This is a genomic window from Thalassomonas actiniarum (genome assembly GCF_000948975.2).
Lineage (GTDB): Bacteria > Pseudomonadota > Gammaproteobacteria > Enterobacterales > Alteromonadaceae > Thalassomonas > Thalassomonas actiniarum.
The window spans coordinates 4,572,375-4,589,021 of sequence record NZ_CP059735.1 but is presented as its reverse complement, the minus strand read 5'-3'; the positions used below and the strand labels follow the sequence as shown (position 1 = coordinate 4,589,021).

General features: G+C 45.9%; 18 protein-coding genes. 11 read left to right on the top strand and 7 right to left on the bottom strand.

Annotated elements, in window-relative coordinates:
- Positions 1-140 precede the first annotated feature (140 nt).
- The 5 genes from glnS (at position 141) to sodX (ending at position 3,328) form a co-directional block, all read left to right on the top strand.
- Positions 141-1,814, top strand: coding sequence for a glutamine--tRNA ligase (glnS, locus tag SG35_RS19955; protein WP_044835122.1), 1,674 nt, complete (start codon positions 141-143; stop codon positions 1,812-1,814).
- A gap of 321 nt (positions 1,815-2,135) precedes the next feature.
- Positions 2,136-2,564, top strand: coding sequence for a DUF2753 family protein (locus SG35_RS19950; protein WP_044835123.1), 429 nt, complete (start codon positions 2,136-2,138; stop codon positions 2,562-2,564).
- 13 nt (positions 2,565-2,577) lie between these two features.
- A complete protein-coding gene (locus tag SG35_RS19945) occupies positions 2,578-2,805 on the top strand; it encodes a hypothetical protein (RefSeq protein ID WP_236702676.1) in 228 nt (75 codons plus the stop codon).
- Between the two features lie 5 nt (positions 2,806-2,810).
- On the top strand, positions 2,811-3,002 hold the full coding sequence (locus tag SG35_RS19940; protein ID WP_044835125.1) for a hypothetical protein: 192 nt from the start codon (positions 2,811-2,813) through the stop codon (positions 3,000-3,002).
- The gene (gene sodX / locus SG35_RS19935; RefSeq protein ID WP_236702677.1) at positions 2,999-3,328 is read left to right on the top strand and encodes a nickel-type superoxide dismutase maturation protease; all 330 of its coding nucleotides are present in this window, start codon (positions 2,999-3,001) and stop codon (positions 3,326-3,328) included. The genes SG35_RS19940 and sodX overlap by 4 nt, the downstream gene beginning before the upstream one ends.
- Positions 3,329-3,345: 17 nt before the next feature.
- Here the strand turns inward: sodX and SG35_RS19930 are convergent, their stop codons facing one another.
- A complete protein-coding gene (locus SG35_RS19930; protein WP_044835126.1) occupies positions 3,346-3,777 on the bottom strand; it encodes a GFA family protein in 432 nt (143 codons plus the stop codon).
- Positions 3,778-4,323: 546 nt separating this feature from the next.
- Positions 4,324-4,767, bottom strand: coding sequence for a ferric iron uptake transcriptional regulator (gene fur / locus SG35_RS19925; RefSeq protein ID WP_044835127.1), 444 nt, complete (start codon positions 4,765-4,767; stop codon positions 4,324-4,326).
- 179 nt (positions 4,768-4,946) lie between these two features.
- On the opposite strand from fur, the gene SG35_RS19920 reads away from it, so the two are divergent.
- Positions 4,947-5,417 carry a DUF4442 domain-containing protein gene (locus tag SG35_RS19920; RefSeq protein ID WP_044835128.1) on the top strand — a complete coding sequence of 157 codons (471 nt, stop codon included), beginning with the start codon at positions 4,947-4,949 and terminating at the stop codon, positions 5,415-5,417.
- 96 nt (positions 5,418-5,513) lie between these two features.
- On the opposite strand, the gene SG35_RS19915 is transcribed toward SG35_RS19920, so the two are convergent.
- Entirely contained in the window at positions 5,514-6,425 is a 912-nt protein-coding gene (locus SG35_RS19915) for a LysR substrate-binding domain-containing protein (RefSeq protein WP_044835129.1), read from the bottom strand.
- Positions 6,426-6,529: 104 nt separating this feature from the next.
- On the opposite strand from SG35_RS19915, the gene SG35_RS19910 reads away from it, so the two are divergent.
- Both SG35_RS19910 and SG35_RS19905 read left to right on the top strand, forming a co-directional pair.
- On the top strand, positions 6,530-6,853 hold the full coding sequence (locus SG35_RS19910) for a hypothetical protein (protein WP_044835130.1): 324 nt from the start codon (positions 6,530-6,532) through the stop codon (positions 6,851-6,853).
- 162 nt (positions 6,854-7,015) lie between these two features.
- Positions 7,016-7,795, top strand: a complete 780-nt coding sequence (locus SG35_RS19905) for a transporter substrate-binding domain-containing protein (protein ID WP_152646772.1) — start codon at positions 7,016-7,018, stop codon at positions 7,793-7,795.
- Here the strand turns inward: SG35_RS19905 and SG35_RS19900 are convergent.
- From SG35_RS19900 to SG35_RS19890, 3 genes are all read right to left on the bottom strand, one after another.
- Positions 7,792-8,106, bottom strand: coding sequence for a hypothetical protein (locus SG35_RS19900; RefSeq protein ID WP_044835132.1), 315 nt, complete (start codon positions 8,104-8,106; stop codon positions 7,792-7,794). The two genes, SG35_RS19905 and SG35_RS19900, sit on opposite strands and share 4 nt — an antisense overlap.
- The gene (locus SG35_RS19895) at positions 8,088-8,354 is read right to left on the bottom strand and encodes a hypothetical protein (protein WP_044835133.1); all 267 of its coding nucleotides are present in this window, start codon (positions 8,352-8,354) and stop codon (positions 8,088-8,090) included. The genes SG35_RS19900 and SG35_RS19895 overlap by 19 nt, the downstream gene beginning before the upstream one ends.
- Positions 8,355-8,967: 613 nt before the next feature.
- Entirely contained in the window at positions 8,968-9,948 is a 981-nt protein-coding gene (locus SG35_RS19890) for a sulfite exporter TauE/SafE family protein (protein ID WP_053043330.1), read from the bottom strand.
- A gap of 225 nt (positions 9,949-10,173) precedes the next feature.
- On the opposite strand from SG35_RS19890, the gene SG35_RS19885 reads away from it, so the two are divergent.
- Complete coding sequence (locus SG35_RS19885) at positions 10,174-11,727, top strand: tryptophan halogenase family protein (protein WP_044835134.1); 1,554 nt, start codon at positions 10,174-10,176, stop codon at positions 11,725-11,727.
- 132 nt (positions 11,728-11,859) lie between these two features.
- Here the strand turns inward: SG35_RS19885 and SG35_RS19880 are convergent, their stop codons facing one another.
- The gene (locus tag SG35_RS19880; protein WP_152646773.1) at positions 11,860-12,141 is read right to left on the bottom strand and encodes a DUF6388 family protein; all 282 of its coding nucleotides are present in this window, start codon (positions 12,139-12,141) and stop codon (positions 11,860-11,862) included.
- A 311-nt stretch (positions 12,142-12,452) separates the two neighbouring features.
- On the opposite strand from SG35_RS19880, the gene SG35_RS19875 reads away from it, so the two are divergent.
- Both SG35_RS19875 and SG35_RS19870 read left to right on the top strand, forming a co-directional pair.
- Positions 12,453-13,232 carry a hypothetical protein gene (locus SG35_RS19875; RefSeq protein WP_044835136.1) on the top strand — a complete coding sequence of 260 codons (780 nt, stop codon included), beginning with the start codon at positions 12,453-12,455 and terminating at the stop codon, positions 13,230-13,232.
- A gap of 300 nt (positions 13,233-13,532) precedes the next feature.
- The gene (locus tag SG35_RS19870; RefSeq protein ID WP_044835137.1) at positions 13,533-16,595 is read left to right on the top strand and encodes a TonB-dependent receptor; all 3,063 of its coding nucleotides are present in this window, start codon (positions 13,533-13,535) and stop codon (positions 16,593-16,595) included.
- The last annotated feature ends 52 nt before the right edge of the window (positions 16,596-16,647 follow it).

Here is a 16,647-nt window from a genome sequence, read left to right as displayed (position 1 = left end):
TCTTTGCCGGGTACTTTAAAAAGGTGATTGTTATCCCCACTTCAATAAAATTAAACCCTTTGCTAGGGGTTAGCGAAATTGCTTGATATAATCCCCGTTTATATCAATATCTGCCTAAGGTCATTTTAGAGGTTAACTAGATGTCGGAAACTGAGAGCCGTCCAACAAATTTTATTCGTCAAATCATAGACACGGATCTTGCCCAGGGCAAGCATACATCGGTGCAAACCCGGTTTCCACCCGAGCCGAACGGCTATTTGCATATCGGCCATGCTAAAGCCATATGTTTAAATTTTGGCATCGCCCAGGACTATGATGGTTTATGTAATCTCAGGTTTGATGACACCAACCCGGAAAAAGAAGATATCGATTACGTGCACGCCATCGAAAAAGATGTTCACTGGTTAGGTTACGAGTGGGCCGGAGATGTGCATTATTCTTCCGATTATTTTGACCAGTTGCACGGTTATGCGGTTGAGCTGATCGAAAAAGGCCTGGCTTATGTTTGTTTCTTAAACGGCGAACAAACCCGTGAATACCGCGGCACTTTGAAAGAGCCGGGTAAAAACAGCCCGTACCGGGATACCAGCGTTGAAGAAAACCTGGCGTTATTTGAAAAAATGCGTAACGGCGAATTTAAAGAAGGTGAGTGTTCACTGCGCGCCAAGATCGATATGGCTTCGAGCTTTATGTGTATGCGCGACCCGATCATTTACCGGGTTAAGTTTGCCCATCACCACCAAACCGGTGATAAGTGGTGTATCTATCCCATGTATGATTTCACTCACTGTATCTCGGATGCGATTGAGGGGATCACCCATTCTTTATGTTCATTAGAGTTCCAGGATAACCGCCGTTTATACGACTGGGTAATCGATAATATTTCGATCAAAACCCAGCCAAGACAATACGAATTCTCGCGCCTGAATCTTGAATATACCGTGATGAGTAAGCGTAAGCTTAATTCATTGGTGGAAGAAAATCTGGTCAGCGGCTGGGACGACCCGCGTATGCCGACCATTGCCGCTTTCCGCCGCCGCGGTTATACCCCGGCTTCTATCCGTGAGTTTGCCAAACGCATAGGTGTCACTAAGATGGATAACACGGTGGAAATGAGCGTGCTCGAAGCCTGTATCCGTGAAGATCTTAACGACAATGCCCCGCGCGCCATGGCAGTGCTTGACCCGATCAAAGTTGTGATTGAGAATTTTGACCAGGATAAGGTGGAAACCCTGAAGGTTAAGAACCATCCCAGCGATGAGAGCCAGGGTACCCGGGAAGTGCCGTTTACCCGTGAACTTTATATCGAAGCGGAAGATTTCCGTGAAGAAGCCAACAAAAAGTACAAACGCCTGGTTTTAGGTAAAGAAGTACGTTTACGCGGCGCTTATGTGATTAAAGCCGAACGTTTTGAAACCGACGATCAGGGTAAGGTGACCACGGTTTACTGTAGTTATGACCCCGAAACTTTAGGGAAAAACCCTGCCGACGGCCGTAAGGTGAAAGGTGTTATTCATTGGGTCTCTGCCAGTGAAGCCCTGGATGCGGAAGTGCGTTTATACGACCGTTTATTTACCGTGCCTAATCCGGGAGCGGCGGATGATTTCCATAGCGTGATGAACGATGAATCGCTTATCGTGATTGAACATGCCAAGGTAGAGCCTTACCTGGTTAATGCCAAGCCGGAAGCCGCTTTCCAGTTTGAACGCCAGGGTTATTTCTGTCTGGATAATCAGGACAGTGTTGAAGGTAAACTGGTATTTAACCGTACCGTTGGCCTCAGAGATACCTGGGCTAAAATAGAAGCGAAATAATGGCGCTGTCTCCTTAACTGAGACTTTATAGCCTTTAAGTGAAGCCACCCGCCGGGGTGGCTTTTTTTATCGCGATAAAAAAATTTATCTGACCGGTTTGCTTAAAAAGGGTGATGTTAAGGGTAATTGGTTTGAGATAGAAAATAACCTCATTTAACACTAGACAACACAAATGATAATTATTATCATTTGTGTTGTCGGCGTTATGCAAGTGATTCTTTTTTATTGATATCCTGCGCCGAAACAATACCTGTCCCTGACTTAGTTCAGGTTTGCTACAGGTAAAATGAATAATTGAGCAGCTTTTTAAAGGACGTCTATATGATTGGGTGGCAGGACTTGCTGGGTAATGGCAACAGGTGTTTTGACAATAAAGATTATTTGCAAGCCGAATATTATTATCAGCAGGCGCAATCATACCTGGATGAGTTATGGACACAAGACGGCAAGAACAGTGCTTTATTAACGGCGTGGATCACGGCGTCACACCGGCTGGCGAGCTTGTTTGAAGATCAGGGAAATGCACAACTGGCCTTAGCCTATTTGCAGCTTCCCCATCAGCGGGTGTTAACCATCAGCCAAGATCAAGATTATGATGAAGACATGCGCCTTATTGCCCTGAGTGCATTAAAGCTGACCTTAACGGCTTTGCTGGAGTTTGCGCAAAGACATCCGATCTGCCAAAACTGCTTAAGGCAATTAACCGAGCTGGAAGCGCAGATCAGTCAAGGCCGCCCTAAGTTACATTGAGGATACAGGAGCTATGATGAAAGTTAACTCTTTATTTTGCACGATAACTTTACTGGTGAGTTTTACCGTGCGGGCACATGGCGGCCATGATCATCAGGCACCCGAGGCAACGCTGATCCACTTGTTGTGGATTCTCCCGGGTATTATCGCCCTGGCGGTTGTGGCGGGAAGAATCTACCTGAATTCGCTGAGCAAGGCTTACAAGATCAATCAGGTAAAAACGAATAAATATCAAGGATAAAGCGGATGTTCTATCAAATTATCGCCCATTTAGACAAAAAATTTAATTTTGCCACCGTATCGGCCCACAGCGACAGTGCGGAGAAAAATGCCCTGCTGACCGGGCGGGTCGAACAGACCCAGGCAAGCTCCTGTTCATCCTTTTTAGAAGAGCCCCTGAACTTTTCTGGCAGTGCCTGCGATGGGGGGATATTTTGACTTTCTTCGGTTTTAAACTCTGGAAAGTGCGCGGGCACAGTATGTTTCCCCGTATCCCCCAGTCCAGTTATGTGCTGGTCAATCACTGGTTCAGGCTCAGGTCCCTGGAAGTGGAGCAAACGGTTTTGATCCAGCATCCCCAACTCGGGCTGATCATAAAAAAAATCGCCCTGATCGACCGCAATGGCCTGATCTGGAGTAAAGGTGAAAATTCTGCCAGCATATCCGTTGAACAATTTGGCCCGGTCAATAAGAATCAGGTGATTGGCCGGGTGCTTAAGGTCTTTAAAAAGCCCGAGAGTTATAGCGCACCAGAAGCCTTTTAACCAGCAGTATCACCAGGCTAAGACTGCTCCCGCTGCAAGACTTTATCTAAGGTTGCCATATCCGGCATTTCCTCATATTGTATGCCATCATCGCCGATCATGTCCCACTGGCATTTGGAGCCGACAAACAGGTGGGCGGCTACCTTAATGTCGCTCTCTCCCTCAAGTAAACCTGCAGGTATCCAGTACTGTTTTTGGTTGTTCATCAGGTGGGGCACCGTACTGCCGCAATTTTGACAAAAATCCGATCTAAATCCGGTCTCGGTTTTGTATGAGGATATAAGTTGTTCTCCCGAGCGCCATGAAAACTGCTCGCGGGATAAAAACATCGCACTATCCGAGGATGAACCGGTTAATTTGCGGCACAAAGAGCAGTGGCATTGGTAAAGGTTGGGGAGTGTACCGGTGATGGCAAAGGTGACTTTACCGCATAAACATTTTCCGTTCACAGGGTTTCCTTGAAGATAATTAAAGGTTTAAAAACAAATTGTACGGGGGAGCGGGCCAAGGGCAATCATAGTGCAGAACCCGGGCAAGCTCATACAGGTTATCTTATACCAATTTTATTAAATATCTAACCATCTTCGGATGGTCTAAATCTCCAAGTCCTGCGTTGCTTTCAATCACAATAGCTTGCTATTGCTCAATCAAACGTCTCGCCTGCATGGATGCAGGTGCTTAGCTTTAGTCTGGAACGATAAAGGGGTTTCTTGAAAACTTATCTTCACCGAATTTTGGTCATTTACTTAATGCAATTGGTATTATGTACGGATATTTTTCCTGCTGGTTTGCTATCGCCTGAATTTCACCGTTCTCAGAAGTCTTTTGAAGGCTGTTGCCCTACTGTACAGCTGCTTGCTGATGGTGAGTAAACTTTTGCCGATAGCCGTCGGGATAATCGCAGGGAATGCTTTCGAGCAGTCGCGTGTTTTGTTAAGCCGGAAGAAGGGGGCAATAAAAAACCGGCACTGCCGGTTTTTTATTAAAACAAATCTTTAGTGATTTTCTTTACGGTATGCTTCGCAGGCCTGGGTATCTTCACACTCGCCGTAAAGGTACAGGCTGTGGTTGGTCAGCTTGATATTGTGGGACTTGGCAATGTCCAGCTGGCGCTGTTCAATGGTATCGTCTTCAAATTCAACCACTTTACCGCATTTTAAACACACCAGGTGATCATGGTGTTTTTTATGGGACAATTCAAAAACCGACTTGCCTCCTTCAAAGTGGTGACGGGTGACGATCCCGGCATCATCAAATTGGTTTAATACCCGATAGACGGTTGCTAAGCCAATTTCTTCCTGTTGATCTAATAAAATCTTATAGACATCTTCAGCGCTGATGTGCTGATTTTTAGGGTCCTGAAGAATGCTGAGAATTTTGATCCGGGGTAGGGTGATTTTTAAACCGGCTCTTTTTAGCTCTTCGTTTTGATCTGGCATCTACTGTCTCTGAACGATAATTTTTTTATGAGCAAAATTATAGGGGGTTATTGCATAGGTTAAAAGCCTTTGTTGCCTTTCGCGTAAATTTAGTAGTAATTATTCTATGAATTGATGATAATTCACCTGGTACGATGAGTTGTATTGAAGGATAAAAAGTTGTTATTAGGTAGTTTTCAATGAATTTAATGTTTAAAAAAGCCTGGATGATGCGTTGGGCGCTTAATTTATGGCCGCCGATATTTTTTAGCGGCATTAAAATCAAGCATTTGTCAGCAGATTATAGGTCGGCGCAGGCGACACTGACCATGCGGCCATGGAACACCAATGCCATGGGGGCGCATTTTGGCGGCTCTCTGTATGCCATGACAGATCCCTGTTATATGCTGATGTTGATGGCGCAGCTTGGTAAAGATTATGTTGTCTGGGACAAATCGGCAGATATTGACTATATCAAACCGGGCAAGGGGCTGGTGACGGCTGATTTTCTGATCAGTGAAGCCTTGCTGGACGACATCATCAAAAATACCGCCAATGGCGACAAATACCTGCCGCAATTACCGGTTTATGTCAAAGATGCCCAGGGGGATGTTGTGGCCAAGGTTAACCGTACCTTGTACATTCGCCGCAAACAAAATCGCCGCAAATAAATCTACTTTTAAGCAGGCACCGGGGTTATTTTTCTTAAGTAAGGCCTTAAGTAAGGTCTTAAGTAAAGTCTTGAGTGAAAATAATCCCGCGCTGTTTTAATACTCATCACTACTAATGGCCATATGCCTTTCCAGCAGAGGTTTTAGCCAGGCTTCAAAGCGTTTGATTTTCTCCCAGTGAAAATGATGGGCGGGCGCTACCAGGTATAAAGTTTTTGGCGTGATATAAGCGTAATCAAGCACATTGACTAAATTGCCGTTTTTTATATGCTCCGCCACCAGGACTTTACTGACAAATGCCATCCCCCGACCTGCCAGCACATTTTGAATGATAGGCACGGCGTCCGTGGTTTTGAGGTTAGCGTTCAATTGGTCACGTTTTACCTGGTACCTCAGGCAGAAGTCTTCAACGGCTTCTTCAATATCGCTACTGGTATCTTCAAGCAGGGGGATTGCTAAAATGCTTGTCAGCTCCGTTTTGTTTGCCGGTAATAGCCTGGGACAGGCGACAAGCATAATGACATCATCAATAAGTTTTTTGCTTTCAAGCCCGGGGTAAGTGCCCAGCCCCCGGCGAATGGCAATATCAATATCGGTATCATTAAAAGAATCCAGGCGGTTATTGGGAGAAAACTGGATGTTGAGCTGCGGATGGTGCTGTTGAAAGTCATGAATTTTCGGGATCAGCAATAAAGAGGTGGTGGAATGCAGTGCGCTGATCCTTAAGTTATTGGCATTGGGCTCAAAGGAAAGGGCATGGACCCCTGAGCTGATTTGTTCAAAGGCCTGTTCAATATAGGGCAGCAATAACGCTCCCTTGGCGCTGAGGCGGGTATGCTTAGCTTCCCGTTCAAATAACTTGCAGTTTAGATGTTGCTCCAATAGGCGAATTTGTTGGCTCACTGCGGCCTGGGTAACAAACAGCTGCTCAGCGGCAGCTTTAAAGCTGCCGCTTCGGGCGGCGAAAAGAAAGACCTGTAACGACTTTAGTGGTGGTAATGATTTCATGGCTTAAGAAAAACTTAACTGTTGTTAATTTTATATCGTTTGTAGCACAGGAAAACAAGCGTTAATTTAATAACCGGGTTTAGTTATTTTTAATTGAGGTTATTATGAAATATTTAGCCGCGATAGCAATATTTGTGACATCTGTATTGGTGGTAACCATCGCGCAGGCGAATGCAGATAAAGTTTATTCCGCTCAGGGTTATCCCTATAAGCTACTGATTAATCGTGCCGATGAGGTTAAGATTTTCTATCGTGAACATGAAACCGGCATTCGTTGCCATGTGGAAGTATCCCGTAATAGTGAAAAAATGATGTCAGTGGCGGTTGAGGTGACTGCTGAGCAATTTGAGCAGCTGCCGTTAACGAGTTGTTTACCGAGAAAAGCGGCGAAAGCTTTATTAGCCGGTACCTTTAGCCAATACCTTTAGCCAATGTAATATCTATCTTGGATGATAGATGAAAAATCCCGGTGATCATGCCGGGTTTTTTTGTTGCCGATATTGAGATAAAGGCTTCTTTAACCGGCAAAACGGCAATCGGGAAGTTTAGGCATTATAGTTAGTAGTTATTGGCAGGGCTAACTATCGGCTGTGAGTAGTATTTTGCTTGTCTACAAAATCCTGACGTTATCTATTTTTATTTTTAGTGTATTAACTCACGCACTTGTTAATGAAGAGTCCGGTAGTAATAGCACGGAGCAAGTGATCACCATTTTTGCCCTGGATATCCCGGGATTGCATAACCCGGATGGCCAGGGGGCATATGATGTGATTATTAAAAAAATCATGGCAGGGCAATTCATTATTAAAATAGAGCCTTTGCCGCCGAAAAGATCGCTTGTTTATTTTGACCGGTGTGAGCATTGCTGTTTCAGCCCGGGTAATACCGATGGTAACTTTTATGATTTCAATCAGGAAATCAGAGAAACAGAACCGATGGCAGTGGCCAAGATCTTTATTTTCAGTGATTATGGCCGTGAGCCTTTCAGGCATCTAAGTGAACTTGAAGGTAAAGAAGTGGGGATACGCATGGGGATGCCGCTCAGTCATAATATTATCGAATCGATCGATAAGAAAAAATTTAATGTGCAATATGCCGCAAGCCTGGAAGCAAACCTGACCCGGCTTAAGCTCGGCAGGATAGAAGCGGCGCTTGGCTGGTTTCCCGATTCGGATCTGTTATTTGCACAAAATAAAATGAAGCCCTATCCGCATAATAAAGCTTTCCCGGTGGCGGTTCATAATGATGCCTTGGCTTGTAAGGGCGTACCTGAACGTTTTTTTCAAGTTTTTAATCAAGGGATCAAGATTTTAAGGGCAAGTGGAGAGCTGCAACGGATTATCGGCCCGAGTTATGCCGAACCTCACTAGGCTGGTTTATTCTGTTTGCTTATTGTGATATCCAGCACTGTTTTTGAGCTTGCCTGATCACAATGAATTTTATAACGGTATTGGTTATTGTAACTGATCACCTTGAGGGTAAAAGGCTGGAGACAGCTGGCGTTAACCTGTAGGTTATCGTCAGCTGAAAGGCGCTTCGCCGCGATTAATGAAATGCTATTACGATGATTGCCTTCACCAAAGGTTAAGTTCTTTATGCCGTGCCGGTCGGTTTTGTTAATATGCCATACCACTTCATTTTCCGGGGCGTATGCCCTGATGCCTATGGCGTGTTTGAGCAAATAATGGTCGCGATTTGCGCCAGCTGGCGGTTAAAAATCACCATTTCTGCGGCGACATTGATAGCCGCCAGCATTTGCGTATTATGGGGAGAGTCGTCCATGGCGGCTTTGTCGGTCAGGCAGAGGCCGGAGGGGGCATGATATATTTTCTTAAAGCTTTCCCGGTATTTTACTAAAGGCAAGTAGACATTGGCGAGACGGGATTTATTGCCGGTGAAACGGTAGGAGGCCAGTTCCGCCCAGGGCAAAATCGGGTGGTTTAAATTCCCCGGTGTGCCCGGTTCCGATCAGCCCTTAACGCCCAGCTGTCCGTCTTTTTCGCCGAGTTCTCGCATGATTTCACCATCGGGCAGTTGCATGCGGCAGAAGTTGTCCAAGCCCCGGATGACCGGGAAAATATGATGACCATAATTCCCCCACATGGTGGAAAAACTCATGTCCCATAAAAAGATATTGTCGTTAAAGGCTTCATCGATATAGTTGGCAACGAACGGGCTGCCGGGCTGCGGTTTTTTAAAATGGTGCTCATCTTTCAGGTCCTAAGGGGCAGGGCCCCTGAACGGGTGATTGTTTAATTAAGCATGTAGCAGCTGTTAACCTGTTAACTAAGCGTCTGTTTTATTGGCTTTTGATAAGTTAGCGGCTGCCATGTCGCTTTATCATTGACGGATATAACGCTCAAGCCCCTTTGGGGAGCGGGCAATGGCTCTTTATAGCTTGACGGCTCTTTATAGCTGATAGCGCTTTATTTTAGTCGAAACTATCCCTTGCCGACCTCTGCTGAGGCAGCAATGACGGCGGGATTTGTCTGTTTCGTACTTGTTTTTCTGCTGTTTGCTTTGGGGCTTAGCCGGCTAGGGTTTAGCCGGCCAGTCCCATCAGTAAAATCCATAGCGCCAGCAGGAATTTAAGCCGCAGCGGTGGAATTTTTGCCACCAGGGCTTTGGCCACCAGGCCGCCGATAACGGCCCCCGGTCCGGCATAAAGCGCCAGTTGCCATACCGGCTGATAACTGATCCAGCCGGTGGTTAAGCCATTTAAGGTCAAAGTGGCCGACCACACGGAAATGGCGGTTACCACGATGGCGCAGGCGAGTGACAGCTGGATATTGAAACCTCTGATCAGCAGGTAAAACACTAACAGTTCACCTACCCCTACAGATAAACAGGCGGTGATTATTCCGCCGAAATAACCGATAAAGAGCAGGCAAAGATAATCTATTTTTTTCAGCCCGCCAGGCATTGTCTGGGCATTGGCTTGCGATGAACGCCGGGTGAGCAAAAGTTGTAATAACAAGCTTGCGCCCAGGGCGATGGAGAAAATACTGAAGAGTTTTGGCAGGCTGCCCGGCGGGGTAAAATCGCCGGTATAGGCATTATAAATACCGGCCACCGAGCACAGCGAGGTAATGGCGACCACAGGTAAAAATGCCTGCCAGTGGCTTAATTGTTCAGGGGCTTTTTCTACACCGGTGTTTTTGATGGCATTACGGTAATGCAAACACCAGGTAATGGCGCCGGCGGTCATGCCAAAACATTGAATGGTAAAGCTGGTGGATAAAGCCTGGGCCTCATTTAAACCTAAGGAGTTAAATACCGGAATAAAGACCACGCCGCCACCGGCGCCGGATAGATTGGCAAAGACAGCGCCAAGGATCCCCAGCAAGGTATATAAAACTGAGTCCAGCAGCTGCATTAACAGTTGTTCCAGCCCGCCGCTTTGTGCCCAGTTGGACAGTAATAAATAGCTGCTTAGCGTGACGAATGCCAGGGACTTCTTCCGTGTTTTCCAGTTTGTCTGCATATTATTTTTATTATGGAAATATAACGCCTTGGCTAACATATTACCTCTACTTTACCTTGAAGAAAATCGTTTAATTAAACATCTTGATCTTAAGTGCATATCTCTCTAAGCTGGTTTTGATTTTATTGTAAGCGCTTTCATTTGTGGCATAATTAAAACTAACTTCAACACTCTTGATCGCAGAATTATTCTTCGGATGTTGTCGGACTGGTTGGGAGCAGCTTTGGCTGTTTGGTTAATCTTTTGATTTTTTTGGGGCTTTCTATGGTAGAAAACAAAACTGATGATATCCGCGACCTTGTTATTGTCGGTGGCGGCACGGCAGGCTGGTTAATGGCAAGTCGCCTGGCGGCAAAATATCAAACCTCACCAGATTGCCCGGTGAAGATCACTTTGGTGGAATCTCCTTCGGTGAAACCGGTCGGGGTCGGGGAAGGCACCTGGCCCGGCATGAGAAGCACGTTAAAGGCGATAGGACTGAGTGAAAGTGACTTCATGCGTGAATGTGATGCCAGCTTTAAGCAGGGATCAAAATTTAATGGCTGGCGAAGCGGGAACATGGATGACAGCTATTATCATCCCTTTACCCTGCCTCTGGGTTATGACGATCTCGATATGATGCACTTTGTTCAGCACTCGCCACGACAAGGCTCTTTTGCCAAGGCTGTTTGTCCCCAGGTGGAGATCTGTCAGCAGGGGTTGGCGCCTAAACAGATCACTACGCCGGAATATGCCGGAGTGGTCAATTACGGTTATCATCTTAATGCCGGTAAGTTTGCCGCCTTATTAAAGCGCCACTGCCTGGAAAAATTTAACGTGTCTCATGTACTCGATGAAGTGGTGAAAGTGAATGGCGCAGCAAACGGTGATATCGCCTCGGTCAGCACAGAAAATCATGGCGATATCTGCGGAGATTTTTTTATCGACTGCACCGGTTTTGCCTGTCTGTTGCTTGGCGGCTTTTATCAGGTGCCTTTTATCGGGCAAAGGCACATTCTTTTTGCCGATACCGCCCTTGCCGTGCAAATCCCTTATCCGGCAGCCGACAGCCCGATAGCCTGCGTCACGCAATCGACGGCGACAGCGGCGGGCTGGATCTGGGATATAGGTTTAACGAATCGCAGGGGCATAGGGCATGTTTATTCCAGTGACTATTGCTCAGAAGTTCAGGCTGAGCAGGAACTGGCAGCATATCTCGGGCATGATTTTAAAGGAGTTGAGATTAAAAAAATTCCCATCAAACCCGGTTACCGCAGCCATGCCTGGGAAAAAAACTGTCTGGCAGTGGGCTTATCGGCGGGATTTCTTGAGCCGTTGGAAGCTTCTGCTATCGTCCAGGTTGAACTTGCTGCCGACTGGCTTTGTTTGCAGTTACCCGCAAACCGCTCGGGCATGGATGTTATCGCCAAGCGCTATAATCAGGAATTTAGCTACCGCTGGCAGCGGATCATTGATTTTTTAAAGCTGCATTATGTCTTGAGTCAGCGCCGTGATACTGATTTTTGGCTCGATAACCGCCATCGGGATTCTATCCCGGATAGCCTACAAGAGCTGTTAAGCTTATGGTCTTGCCATTATCCGACAAAAAATGAATTTCCCCGCCATCATGAAATTTTTAGCTTGTACAGTTATCAATATATCCTGGCGGGTATGGATTATCGCAGTGAAGCGGCTTATGCCTTAACGGCACTGGAGGAGGATGTTGCCAGGCAACATATTATGAAGGGGGAGCAGCTTAAGGCGCAATATTTACAGCACCTGCCCGGACACAGGGAATTGCTGGAAAAAATTGCCCGATATGGCTTTAAAGGGGTTTAGCTGAGGTGACTTTGTCTGTTATTGCCTGGCGAGTAGCTGTGTTGTCAGGTTAGTAAGATAACTTTTGACTCAGAAAACAGGGCCTGGAAAGAATTACCGGGCCAGTAATAACCCGGTGTAAAGTTATTATGGTTAGTGTGAAGTGACCTCTTGGTGTTGCTCCTGATACATGGCCTGTTTTTCCTGCTCACTTTCGGCGCAAAGATCTATCACCAGATCTGAGGCGTTGATACCGTGAACTTTGGCGTGGTGGTTAAATTCCTGGTTGAGTTTTATATCCCGGTATTCATCCAGGCTCAGGGCCAGGTTGTCGGCATCAGTCGTGCTCAGGCTTAACAGCTTATGTTGTAATTCCGGATGCTCAGATAAAAATCTTTCTTTAGCGACCTTTATTCTTTGTTCTTTTGCGATCATTAAATATTTCCCCGTTAGATTGGTGAATTTGTTTATTTTAATAATACAAAATTCCATTTTCTGTAACGCTTTGATTTGTCTTATTTATATAGTTATAACGCCGTCTTTGGCGTTATAAAGCACTACAAAATATTCTCCGTGAAGGCTTTTGATACTAGCCTTATTCTCAGGTTAAAACAACTGGCGGATTTAAAATTTTCAACGAGAAAAATCTGCCGGTTAATCTTTTATCGGTGAAGGTAACGAAAACAAAATACCTTGCTAAGCTAATGATTAATCACTGTCAAAACTAAGTTGGTCCCGGTTGCTTAATGTCCGCTAAAAACCTGCAATTTTTTGTGCTGTTGTTCATAGTGTTGGTCCATTATGGGGCAGGCGGTTTCCGCGTCTTAGCCGCCGGCAACAAGCAGGTTATCAATATGTATATTGCCCATCAAAAAGCGCCTTATGTGACAGATCTTTCCCGCGGGAAAGGGCTATATTTTGATTTGGTTAAGCAGTTAAACGGTAAGTCTGAAAGTTACCGTTTTGAGCTGATTTATATGCCGAGAAAGCGCTTGAACCGGAATTTGCACGAGGGCAGTTTGGACGGCATTATCCTTGGTGTCATCCCTTTGTGGTTTAAAGATAAAGAGCAGACGAAATACTTGTGGAGTGAGGCCATTTTTGAAGATTATGACGATGTAGTATCGTCGCTTGACTTATCCTTTGAATACCAAACCCCGGAGTCCATGATTGGCAACATCTTTGTCGGCGTTACCGGTTATTACTATGTTGGACTTGATGAACTGGTATATCAGCAAAAAATTAAGCGCTTTGATGTTGAAAATGAACACCGGCTGCTGGAAATGATCATCTTAAAGCGGGCGAATATCGGTATCATAGGTCATGCCACCCTAATGTCGATACTGGCTGACAATAAAAGCTGGGCCGATAAATTGTACTTTTCAAAAAACACGTTTAGCAATAAGTTTTATCGCCGTATTCTGGTGCCTAAATATTACCCCGAACTTTTTCAAAAGCTGAACCCGCTGATATTGTCTGTGATCAAGAGTGAGCAGTGGCATCAAGTGCAGCAATCCTATTACTGAGCTGTTAAATTTTGCTTGAATCTATAAATAAGCATTTTATTTCAACGGTATAAAAATAATGCAGCTCTTGTTTGTTTATAAAACATCCACAATGTTTAATTTTATATTGACGGCAATGGCTTTTTAAATTAGTTTTATGTAAGCGCTTTCATTTTTGAAAAGTGAAAAATAGCTGTAACAGTAATTTTTTTTACCTTAAACTGAAAGCGCTTTCATTTTTGGGTGCATAGAATAAAATTGAGTTAAAAAAGTGATCTGGATACCCACAATAATAATGATTGACTAGCTCGGGGAAATAACATGATTCAAAGAAGGTTTAAGAAAAATAAGCTGGCGACCACGCTTTCGGTGATCTTGGGTGCTGCGACCGTTGTACCTGCTTTTACCGTGAATGCCGAGGCACAGGCGGAAAAAGAAATAGAAGTGATAAAGGTAACCGGGATGCGCTCCAGCATCAAGGAATCCACGCGTTTAAAGCGGGATGCCAGCGGGGTGGTGGATGCCATTTCAGCAGAAGATATCGGTAAATTTCCCGATACCAATCTGGCGGAGTCGCTGCAGCGTATTACCGGGGTTTCCATAGACAGAACCAATGGTGAGGGCAGCCGGGTAACGGTACGTGGTTTTGGTCCGCAATTTAATATGGTTACCCTGAACGGCCGTGCCATGCCGGCGTCATCTTTGCCCGAAGGGGGACATGCTTCTGACAACCGGGCTTATGATTTTCAAAACCTCGCCTCCGATGCGATTAAATCCGTTGAAGTTTATAAAACCGGTAAGGCCTCCATTGCGACCGGCGGCATAGGGGCTTCTATTAATATTAATACCGCCAAGCCATTAGATAATCCCGGGCTGCAAACCAGTTTCGGCTCTAAGGCGTTATATGATACCAGTGTCCGTGACGGCGTTAGGGATTATAACGACAAGGTGACCCCGGAGTTTTCCGGCCTGATCAGCTGGACCGATGAAGAAGAAGTGTTTGGCGCCTCATTCAACGGCAGTTTTTCCGAGCGTCACAGCAGTGCTACCGGCGCCACCATCAATAACTGGAGCAACCGTATTTATGACGGCTCCATTAACCGTGAAGTCAACGAAGCTTATACGGTAGACGGTGTGACTTATCCGGCATCGAATATCACCAATGCTCCACAAATGGGAGAGGCTTACCAGTTACCTTCCGATATTGCCTATCGCCTTGAAGATACCCAGCGCGAACGTACCAATGCCCAGTTAACCCTGCAATATCGCCCGCTTGATAATATCACCACTACTTTAGATTACACCTATACCAAACTCGACTCGCAAGTGCATTCCTCGGATCTTTCCGGCTGGTTTGACTCTTTTGTCGGCACGGCACAGTTTACCGAAGGTTTAAATCCGACCCCGGAAGTCTATATTGAAAACCGTAATGAAAATGCGCCGCGTGATGTTGCACTCAAGCAGATACATTACAATTCCCTCACCGAAGACAAATCCCTGGGTTTTAATGTCAACTGGGAAGTGACCGACGATTTTACCCTGGTATTGGATGTTCATGACTCTGAATCTGTCAGTAAACCCACCGAAGGATATGGTAATGCCTTAACCGTAGGTATAGGTTCTAATGTCCATAAAAGTGTCGGGGCTATCTACGGCAGCAGCGGGTTACCCTCGATGCAGGTAGTATTTGATGATTGTGATCCCAGGGTTTCCACCCAGGACGGGGTAGGGGGTTACAACTGTAACGGCCTGCTTGATGCCTCTGATCTGGGCACCACTATGATGCAAACGGCCTATTCCAATAACGACAATGAAATTCAGCAAATTCGTTTAGACGGTGCTTATGAGTTTGAAGATGGCAGCATCAACTTTGGTATTGAATCGCGTAAAATGGAAAATACTACGATTCAATCGAATACCGGTAACCAGACCATGGGGGGCTGGAGCGCCTCAAATGCCGGTGAACTACCCGAAGGTTTTCTTGACCCTATCGACTTTAACGACTCCCTTGACGACTATAAAATCAAAGACGGCTGGACTCAGGGCTTTCGCGGTGATGCCAAAGAAATTGGCCAGTGGGCGGCAGATAAATATGATCTGGAATTTGGCCGTAACCCTAACGAGTCCAACAACAGGTTAATTGAAGAAGACATTACTGCACTTTATTTTGAAGTGAACCTCGACGGTGAATTAGGCGGTATGCCTTATCATATGAGTGCAGGTTTACGTTATGAAAGCACGGATTCGAAATCATCCGCCAAATCGGCAATACCAACGGCGATACAATGGGACAGTAATAACGATACCCAGGTCATACAAGGCAGTTTTGCCGATGCGCAAAGCTATAGCGTCAGCAACAGCTATGATCACCTGCTGCCCAGCTTTGATTTTGACCTGACGGTGGTGGAAAACGTGATCACCCGTTTCTCCTACAGTAAAACCATCGCCCGTCCCAGCTATGGCCAGTTAGATGCGCAAACCGCGATTAACGGCGGTCCGGCCCTGCCGACCATTCTTGATGATCAGGTCTACGGCAGTGCCAACTCGGGTAACCCGGAACTGGTGCCGCTTGAGTCCGACAACCTGGACTTGTCGGTAGAATGGTATTTTGAAGATACCAGCTATGTTTCAGCCGGTTACTTTGAAAAACGGGTGGAAAACTTTGTCGGCACCGAGCCGCTTATTGCCAATTTCTTTGACTTAAGGGATGTTACCAACGGTCCGCGCGCCGAGCAGGCGATGGCTGACTTAGCCGCTCTTGGCATCACCAACCCGGATGATACCCAGCTGTTTTCCATGGTCGCCGCCAATGAACTCGGCGTGGCTTATGATTCGATGACGGCGCTGGAATTTGAAGATGCCATCGATATCTTGCCCAACAGCGATGATCCGCAAATGATGTTCCGCTATAACGCGCCGGTCAATAACAAGGAAGCCAAGGTTTACGGCTGGGAATTTGCCATGCAGCATTTCTTCGGTGACACAGGTTTTGGCATGCAGGCCAACTACACCATAGTCAAAGGGGATATTAACTTTGATGTTGCTTCCGATGAAGTGCAGTTTGCCCTGCAGGGGTTAAGTGATACCGCCAACCTGGTGTTGCTCTATGAAAAAGACGACATTACCGTGCGTCTTGCCTACAACTGGCGTGATAAATTCCTGGAAGATGCCAATCGCAGTGCGGGTGAGCCGGAATTTGTTGAAGCTTACGACCAGATTGATGTGAGTGCCAGTTATCAGGTCAATGAGAACCTGTCGGTTTCTTTTGCCGGGATCAATCTTACCGGGGAAGATATCCGTAAACACGGTCGTAATAAAAATCAGTTTACCTTTGGTGAAGAGTCCGAACCTCGTTATGAGTTAGGCGCCAGGTATACTTTTTAAGGCTTAGCTTCTAAAGTTTAAAGCCGCTTTATTAAGGGATTAATGAAGCGGC